Origin of the sequence: Demequina sp., from assembly GCF_024642165.1 — a bacterium.
Taxonomy (GTDB): Bacteria; Actinomycetota; Actinomycetes; order Actinomycetales; family Demequinaceae; genus Demequina.
Genome location: NZ_JAHEBP010000068.1, coordinates 3323 through 10743 on the forward strand (window position 1 = coordinate 3323; position 7421 = coordinate 10743).

The 7421-nt window shown below is 72.3% G+C and carries 9 protein-coding genes; 7 read left to right on the forward strand and 2 right to left on the reverse strand.

All coding sequences use genetic code 11. The annotated features are described in order from the left end of the window. Positions 1–53: 53 nt before the first annotated feature. On the reverse strand, positions 54–965 hold the full coding sequence (gene coaA / locus Q0L54_RS07490) for a type I pantothenate kinase (protein ID WP_296666741.1): 912 nt from the start codon (positions 963–965) through the stop codon (positions 54–56). Between the two features lie 109 nt (positions 966–1074). Between coaA and glmS the strand changes: the two genes are divergently transcribed. Genes glmS through rimI form a run of 6 tightly spaced genes read left to right on the forward strand, consistent with a single transcriptional unit; the run spans position 1075 to position 5975 of the window. After that, entirely contained in the window at positions 1075–2940 is a 1866-nt protein-coding gene (gene glmS, locus Q0L54_RS07495; RefSeq protein ID WP_296666726.1) for a glutamine--fructose-6-phosphate transaminase (isomerizing), read from the forward strand. Between the two features lie 4 nt (positions 2941–2944). After that, positions 2945–3298, forward strand: coding sequence for a holo-ACP synthase (locus Q0L54_RS07500; RefSeq protein WP_296666729.1), 354 nt, complete (start codon positions 2945–2947; stop codon positions 3296–3298). Beyond that, positions 3298–4401, forward strand: a complete 1104-nt coding sequence (gene alr, locus Q0L54_RS07505) for an alanine racemase (protein ID WP_296666731.1) — start codon at positions 3298–3300, stop codon at positions 4399–4401. The genes Q0L54_RS07500 and alr overlap by 1 nt, the downstream gene beginning before the upstream one ends. After that, positions 4398–4892, forward strand: a complete 495-nt coding sequence (tsaE, locus tag Q0L54_RS07510) for a tRNA (adenosine(37)-N6)-threonylcarbamoyltransferase complex ATPase subunit type 1 TsaE (protein WP_296666733.1) — start codon at positions 4398–4400, stop codon at positions 4890–4892. The genes alr and tsaE overlap by 4 nt, the downstream gene beginning before the upstream one ends. 4 nt (positions 4893–4896) lie before the next feature. After that, entirely contained in the window at positions 4897–5502 is a 606-nt protein-coding gene (gene tsaB / locus Q0L54_RS07515; protein WP_296666735.1) for a tRNA (adenosine(37)-N6)-threonylcarbamoyltransferase complex dimerization subunit type 1 TsaB, read from the forward strand. A gap of 2 nt (positions 5503–5504) precedes the next feature. Next, the gene (gene rimI, locus Q0L54_RS07520) at positions 5505–5975 is read left to right on the forward strand and encodes a ribosomal protein S18-alanine N-acetyltransferase (protein ID WP_296666743.1); all 471 of its coding nucleotides are present in this window, start codon (positions 5505–5507) and stop codon (positions 5973–5975) included. 9 nt (positions 5976–5984) lie between these two features. Here rimI and Q0L54_RS07525 read toward each other — a convergent pair whose 3' ends face one another. Then, positions 5985–6611: a malonic semialdehyde reductase gene (locus tag Q0L54_RS07525; RefSeq protein WP_296666736.1), complete on the reverse strand. Its 627-nt coding sequence runs from the start codon at positions 6609–6611 to the stop codon at positions 5985–5987. Positions 6612–6687: 76 nt separating this feature from the next. Between Q0L54_RS07525 and tsaD the strand changes: the two genes are divergently transcribed. Continuing rightward, positions 6688–7421 (forward strand): tRNA (adenosine(37)-N6)-threonylcarbamoyltransferase complex transferase subunit TsaD (gene tsaD / locus Q0L54_RS07530; RefSeq protein ID WP_296666739.1); only part of this gene is annotated, 734 nt, incomplete at its 3' end.

A 7421-nucleotide genomic window follows, 5' to 3' on the forward strand; every position in this document is an offset into this window, starting at 1 on the left:
GGCGACCCCGCAGGCGACCCCGACGTCGAAGGCTGACTCGGCCGGCCCGCCCGTCAGAGCTTGCGGAGGCGGACGGCCTCGACCGTGTGGTCGGCGCCCTTGGACAGGATGATGGTCGCGCGCGAGCGCGTCGGGGCGATGTTCCGCACCAGGTTGGGCGCATTGACGGTGTCCCAGATCTGACGGGCGACCGCGCGCGCCTGCGGGTCCGTCAGCGTGGAGTACGAGTGGAAGTATGAGTCCGGCCTCGCGAACGCGGACTCGCGCAGGGCGAGGAAGCGGTCGACGTACCAGCGGCGGATGTCCTCCGGCTCCGCGTCGACGTAGATCGACACGTCGAAGAAGTCGCTTACCGCGAGCTGGGAGGATCCGGGCTGACGCCCCTGGGCGGTCTGCAGGACGTTGAGTCCCTCGACGATGAGCACGTCCGGCTGGCGGACGATCACCTCCTGGTCGGGGACGATGTCATAGACCTGGTGTGAGTACACGGGCGCCCGCACCTCGGGGGCGCCGGACTTCACCTTGAGGATGAAGTCCCGCAGCGCGCGCCGATCGTAGGACTCGGGGTAGCCCTTGCGAGCGAGCAGCTCGCGCTCGATCAGCACGGAGTTCGGGTACAGGAAGCCGTCCGTGGTCACCAGCTCCACGTGGGGGGAGCGCGGCCAGCGCGCCATCAGCTCCTTCAGCAGGCGCGCGGTGGTCGACTTGCCCACCGCCACGGACCCCGCGACGCCGATGACGAAGGGGGTGCGGGACGCACGCTCGCCCAGGAACTGACTCGTCGCGCGGTGCAGGGCGCCGGTGGCGCTGGAGTAGAGGTCGAGCAGCCGCGACAGCGGCCGGTAGATCTGGTCGACCTCCTCGAGGTCCACCGGGTCGCCGAGGCCGCGCACCCTGGCGATGTCCGCCTCGGTGAGCGGCAACGGCGTGGCGTCCGCCAGCGCCGCCCACTCGCCGCGCGGCAGGGTGACGAACGCCGTCCCCGCATCTGAACCCCGTGCCTCGTTCACGCGCCCATTCTTGCGCATCGTCGCTCCTGCGCCGGGCGCGTGAGGGGGCATCTAGACTCGGGGCATGTGCGGAATCGTCGGCTATGTGGGGTCGGACGCGCCCGGGGCGCGTCCGCAGGGCGTGGTGATGGGGGGTCTCGCGCGGCTCGAGTACCGCGGGTACGACTCCGCGGGCATCGCGATCGTCACCGATGATCGCGAGCGCGTGGCGATGTCGAAGAAGGCCGGCAAGCTGGTCAACCTCGAGAAGCACCTCGCCGAACACCCGCTCGCCGCAGGCACCGCCGCGATCGGGCACACCCGCTGGGCGACGCACGGCGCCCCCACCGACGCCAACGCGCACCCGCACCTCGCGGCGGCCGGCCGGATCGCGATCATCCACAACGGCATCATCGAGAACTTCGCGGCCCTGCGCGCCGAGCTGCAGGACGAGGGCGTCGAGTTCCTGTCCGAGACGGACACCGAGGTCGCCGGACACCTGCTCGCCCGCGAGGTGAGCACGGGACGGAGCCTGGCGGACGCGATGCGCGTCATCACCCGCCGCCTCGAGGGCGCCTTCACCCTGCTCGCCGTGGACGCCCGCGAACCGCGCACGGTGGTGGGCGCGCGCCGCAACAGCCCCCTGGTGATCGGGCTGGGCGAGGGCGAGAACTTCCTGGGCTCGGACGTGGTCGCGTTCATCGAGCACACGCGCACCGCGCTCGAGCTCCATCAGGACGAGGTGGTGGAGATCACGCCGGAACGCGTCACCATCACGGACTTCTCCGGCTTCGTGGTCGACCGCGAGCCCTACCACGTGGACTGGGACGCCTCGGCGGCGCAGAAGGGCGGCTTCGCCACCTTCATGGAGAAGGAGATCCACGATCAGCCCACCGCGGTCGCGGACACCCTGCGCGGGCGCATGGACGAGCACGGCAGGCTGCAGCTCGACGGGGGCATGATCCACGAGTCGATCCTCAACTCGATCGACAAGATCATCGTGATCGCGTGCGGCACCGCCGCGTACGCGGGCCTGGTGGGCCGCTACGCGATCGAGCACTGGTGCCGAATCCCGGTCGAGGTGGAGCTCGCCCATGAGTTCCGCTACCGCGACCCGGTGGTGGGCGTGCGCACGTTGGTGGTCGCCATCAGCCAGTCCGGCGAGACCATGGACACGATCATGGCGGTGCGCCACGCCCAGCAGCAGGGGGCGCCCGTGATCGCGATCGTCAACTCCCAGGGATCGACCATCGCTCGCGAGGCGGACGCGGTGCTGTACACACGCGCCGGGCCTGAGATCGCCGTCGCGTCGACCAAGGCGTTCCTGGCGCAGATCACGGCCGTGTACCTGTTGGGCATCTACCTCGCCGAGCTCAGGGGCAACAAGTTCCCCGACGAGATCGAGGCGCTGCTCGACCAGCTCGACGCGATCCCCGCCAAGATCCAGCGCGTGCTCGACACGTCCGAGGCCATCCGCGAGGTCGCCCGCACCATGGCCGACGAGCGCACGGTGTTGTTCCTGGGTCGCCACGTGGGCTACCCGGTGGCTCTCGAGGGCGCCCTCAAGCTCAAGGAGCTCGCGTACATCCACGCGGAGGGCTTCGCGGCGGGCGAGCTCAAGCACGGGCCCATCGCGCTCGTCGAGGAGGGCCTGCCCGTGATCATCGTGCTGCCGAGCCCGCGCGGCCGCGAGTCGCTCCACAGCAAGGTGATCTCGAACGTCCAGGAGGTGCGGGCGCGCGGCGCGCGCACCTTCGTCATCGCCGAGGAGGGCGACACCGAGGCCGCGAACTATGCCGAGCAGGTGTTCTTCGTGCCCTCCGCCCCCGTCCTGATGACGCCGCTGCTCTCCGTGGTGCCCCTGCAGATCTTCGCCCTCGAGCTCGCGGCGGCCAAGGGCTACGACGTGGACCAGCCCCGCAACCTCGCGAAGTCAGTCACGGTGGAGTAGCGCCGTGGCGATCCGGGGCCTCGGCATCGATGTGGTGGAGATCGCGCGCTTCGAGGAGGCGCTCGAGCGCTCGCCCGGCTTTCTCGAGCGGGTGTTCACGCCCTCCGAGCGCACGCTGGGCCACGCGAGCCTCGCGGCCCGGTGGGCGGCCAAGGAGGCCCTGGCGAAGGCGCTGGGCGCCCCGGCGGGGATGAACTGGCAGGACTGCGAGGTGGTCCGCGGCCCCGGGGGAGACCCGAGCCTGGTGATCACGGGCACGGTGGCCGCACGCGCCGCGGCGCTGGGCATCACCAGCCTCCATGTGTCGCTGTCGCACGATGCGGGAATCGCCTCCGCGGTCGTGATCGGAGAGGGCTGATGAGCAGACTTCAGGTGTCCGTGGACTACGGGGCCATCGCACGCAACGTCGAGCGGCTGTGCGCGTTCGCGCCTACGGCGCAGGTGCTCGCCGTGGTCAAGGCCGATGCCTACGGCCACGGCCTGGTGCCCGCGGCCGCCGCGGCGCGCGCGGGCGGCGCGACCTGGCTGGGCGTCGCCCAGCCGGACGAGGCGCTCGCGCTGCGCGCCGCCGGGGACACCGGACGGATCCTCACCTGGCTCTACGGGCCCGACGTGCCCGCCGCCCGGCTGATCGAGGCGGGAGTGGACGTGTCCGCATCGTCCCTGCCGGTGCTCGAGCGCATCGTCGACGCCGCCCGTGAGGTGGGCACGGTCGCGCGGGTCCACGTCTGCGTCGACACCGGCCTGGCCCGCGAGGGCGTGCGCCCCGCGGAGCTCCCGGGGCTGCTCGAGGCCGCGATCGCGGCGGACGATGCGGTGGTGGTGGTGGGCATGTGGTCGCACCTCGCATGGGCGGATCAGCCCGGGCATCCCACCATCGACGCGCAGGCGGCCGTGTTCCGCGAGGCGCTGGCGGTCGCGGAGGCGCGCGGCGCGCGGCTGGAGGTGCGCCACCTGGCGAACTCGGCGGCGACGCTCACCCGGCCGGACCTGCACTTCGACCTGGTGCGGCCCGGAATCGCCATCTACGGGCTGCCTCCGGTGGAGGACCCTGCGGGGCGGCGCTTCGGGCTCGAGCCCGCCATGCGTGTGACCGCCTCGCTGGCGCTGGTCAAGGACGTGCCGGCCGGCCAGGGTGTCAGCTACGGCCACGACTACACGACGCCCGCGCCCACGCGCCTGGGGCTGGTCAGCGCGGGTTACGCCGACGGCATCTTCCGCTCGGCGGGCAACCGCGCCGAGGTTTCGATCGGCGGCCGCCGGCATCGCATCGCCGGCCGCGTGTGCATGGACCAGGTGGTGCTCGACCTGGGTGCGGACGCGCCCGAGCGGGCGGGGGACACGGTGGTGCTGATCGGCCCCGACGGGCCCACGGCGCGCGACTGGGCCGATGCGGTGGGCACCATCGACTACGAGATCGTGTGCCGGTTCGGCGGATACAAGGAGAAGGCCCCCGTATGACCTCCGCGCAGTTCTCCGCCTCCGACGCGGACGGCATGCGCGCGCTCGCGCGTGACGTGATCGCGCCGCACCTGCGCCCGGGCGACGTGGTGATCCTCAGCGGCGACCTGGGCGCCGGCAAGACCACCTTCACCCAGGGCCTGGGCGACGCCATCGGCGTGCGCGGCCCGGTCGCCAGCCCCACGTTCATCATCGCCCGCACCCATCCGTCCGTGGTCGGCGGGCCCTCGCTCATCCATGTCGACGCCTATCGGCTGAACTCGTTGGCGGAGCTCGACGACCTGGACCTGGACACCACGGTGGAAGGTTCGGTGACGGTGGTCGAGTGGGGCGAGGACAAGGCGGAACAGCTCTCCGAGGACCGGATCCACGTGGCCATCGAGCGCGAGCGCGGCGGCGAGCTCGACATGGACCACCCGGATGAGGGCCTGCGCACGGTCACGGTCACCACGCACGGCGCCCGCTGGGACGGCGTCGCGCTCGTAGGCTAGGCCCGTGATCCTCGCCCTCGACACCTCCTCCGCCATCGCCGTCGCGATCGTGGACGGCGAGACCACCCTCGCCGCACGGTCCGCCTTCAACCCCCGCGGGCACGCCGAGCTGCTGTCCGGGCTCATCGAGGAGGCGCTCACGGAGGCGGTCGCGGCGCGCGATTCCATCGAGCGCATCGTGGTGGGGACCGGTCCGGCGCCGTTCACGGGGCTGCGCGTGGGACTCATGACGGCGCGCATGCTGGGACGCGTGTGGGGCGTGCCGGTCGAGGGCGTGTGCTCGCTCGATGCGATCGGCGCCGAGCGCGGCGGGGACGTCACCGTGGTGGCCGATGCGCGGCGCAAGGAGGTCTACTGGGCGGCCTACCGCGATGGAGAGAGGGTGGAAGGCCCCGCGGTGAGCGCGCCCGGCGACGTCCGGGTCTCGGGCGTCGTGGCGGGCCGTGGTGGGCTGCTGTATCCGGACGCGTTCCCGGGCGCGGTCGATGCCGATCCGGACCCCGCGTGGCTGGTCCGCGTCGCCGCGGGCCTGCGCGAGCGCGGGGTGGAGATGCCCACCGAACCGCTGTACCTGCGCCGGCCCGACGTCCACGGGGTTCCGGGCGCGTGACCATGGAGGGCGACGTCCGCATCAGGGACCTGGTCGAGCAGGACCTGCCATGGATGGCCGCGCGGGAGGTTGAGATGTTCGGGCGTTCCGCCTGGTCGCTCGAGCTGATCGGCCATGACTTCGCCTACGGCTTCGCCCGCTACCGCGGGATCGAGGCCGGGGGAGAGCTGGCCGGCTACGCCGTCTACGGGTTCGACGGCGACGCGTTCCACCTCATGAACATCGCCGTGGTGCCTGAACGCCGTGGCGAGGGCCTCGGCCGTGCCCTCATGGACGATTTCCTCGCCGAGGCGCGCGCCCTGGGCGCCGCCGATGCGTGGCTCGAGGTCTCCGTGGAGAACCAGGCGGCGCTGGCGCTGTACCGGGCCTACGGCTTCGAGGACGTGCGCGTGCGCCGCAGGTACTACCAGCCCGAGGGCGTCGACGCGGTGGTGATGCGCAAGGCGCTCCGCGGCTATCAGCCTCCCGGCTGACGGTCCGGGTCAGAGCTCCCGGACGCCGGTCGCCGCGTCGATCCGGCCGCGCCGCTCGCCCGCGCCGTGGTCGCCCGGTGCGGGGTAGCCGACGCCGAGCAGCACCTCGGCGCCCCAGTGGGCGGGCATCAGAGACGCGTCGAGGGCCGTCCGGTCGAAGCCGCCGTACGGTCGGACCGCCAGACCCTCCGCCCTCAGGGCGACGATGACATAGCCGAGTCCGAGCATCGTCCCGGAGTGCGCAAGGCCCGCCCGCATCTGGGGGTTCGCCTCGAAACGCTCGTGGAAGCCGGCCATGCCGGGAGCGACGATCTCATGGTGGTCGTGGAAGCGGTCGTCGCGGGCCACGACGGCGATGAGCGGCGCCTGGGCGAGGCGGGGACGGTTGCCCGGCATCGCGGCGTCGAGCACGGCGGCGCGGGCCTCCTCGCTGCGCGCGATCACGAGCCGCAGCGGCTGCGTGTTGTTGCTGGTGGGGCCCCACTTGGCGAGGTCCCAGGCGCGGGTGATCACGTCGCCGTCCACGGGACGATGGTCGAAGGCGGTCGCCGAGCGGGCCTCGGTGAACAGGGCGGCGCGGGCGACCGGGTCGAGCGTGAAGGTCGCGGGCGGCGCGGAGAGATTCGTAGTTGTCATGTCAACCACCATGACGCACGCTGGACCGCGTTTATTCCGCCGGAGGTCCCGGTTCCGCGCCGACTACAGTTGTCGGGTGGCACTTGTACTGGGACTGGAGAGCACCTGCGACGAGACCGGAGTCGCGCTTGTCGAGGGCGACGAGCTGCTCGCCGACGTGGTCGCCTCGTCCATGGACGAGCACGCGCGCTTCGGCGGCATCGTCCCGGAGGTCGCCTCGCGCGCCCACCTTGAGGCCGTGCTGCCCACCCTGGACGAGGCCTTGGCGCGCGCGGGACGCACCCTGTCCGATGTGGATGCGGTCGCCGTCGCCTCGGGGCCCGGCCTGGTGGGCTCGCTGACCGTGGGCGTGGCCGCCGCCAAGGCGCTCGCCCTGGGCCTGGACCGGCCGCTCTACGGCGTCAACCACGTCATCGGCCACGCCGCCGTCGACCAGCTGGTGCACGGCCGGTTCCCGGACCGGACCATGGCGCTGGTGGTGTCCGGCGGCCACACGTCGCTGTTGCTGGTCGACGACATCGCGACGGGCGTCCACGAGCTGGGGCACACGCTCGACGACGCCGCCGGCGAGGCGTTCGACAAGGTGGGCCGCCTGCTGGGCCTGCCGTACCCGGGCGGCCCGCACGTGGACCGGCTCGCGCGCGAGGGCGATCCCGAGGCGATTCCCTTCCCGCGCGGCCTCAGCAAGCCCAAGGACATGGCGCGCCACGCCTACGACTTCTCGTTCTCCGGCCTCAAGACGGCGGTGGCGCGCTGGGTCGAGGCGCGTCGGGACTCGGGCGCGGAGGTGCCGGTCGCGGACGTGGCGGC

Coding starts and splice junctions, on each gene's coding strand:
- glmS (WP_296666726.1), top strand. CDS start 1,075: ATGTGCGGAATCGTCGGCTATGTGGGGTCGGACGCGCCCGGGGCGCGT.
- alr (WP_296666731.1), top strand. CDS start 3,298: ATGAGCAGACTTCAGGTGTCCGTGGACTACGGGGCCATCGCACGCAAC.
- tsaE (WP_296666733.1), top strand. CDS start 4,398: ATGACCTCCGCGCAGTTCTCCGCCTCCGACGCGGACGGCATGCGCGCG.
- rimI (WP_296666743.1), top strand. CDS start 5,505: ATGGAGGGCGACGTCCGCATCAGGGACCTGGTCGAGCAGGACCTGCCA.
- Q0L54_RS07525 (WP_296666736.1), bottom strand. CDS start 6,611: ATGACAACTACGAATCTCTCCGCGCCGCCCGCGACCTTCACGCTCGAC.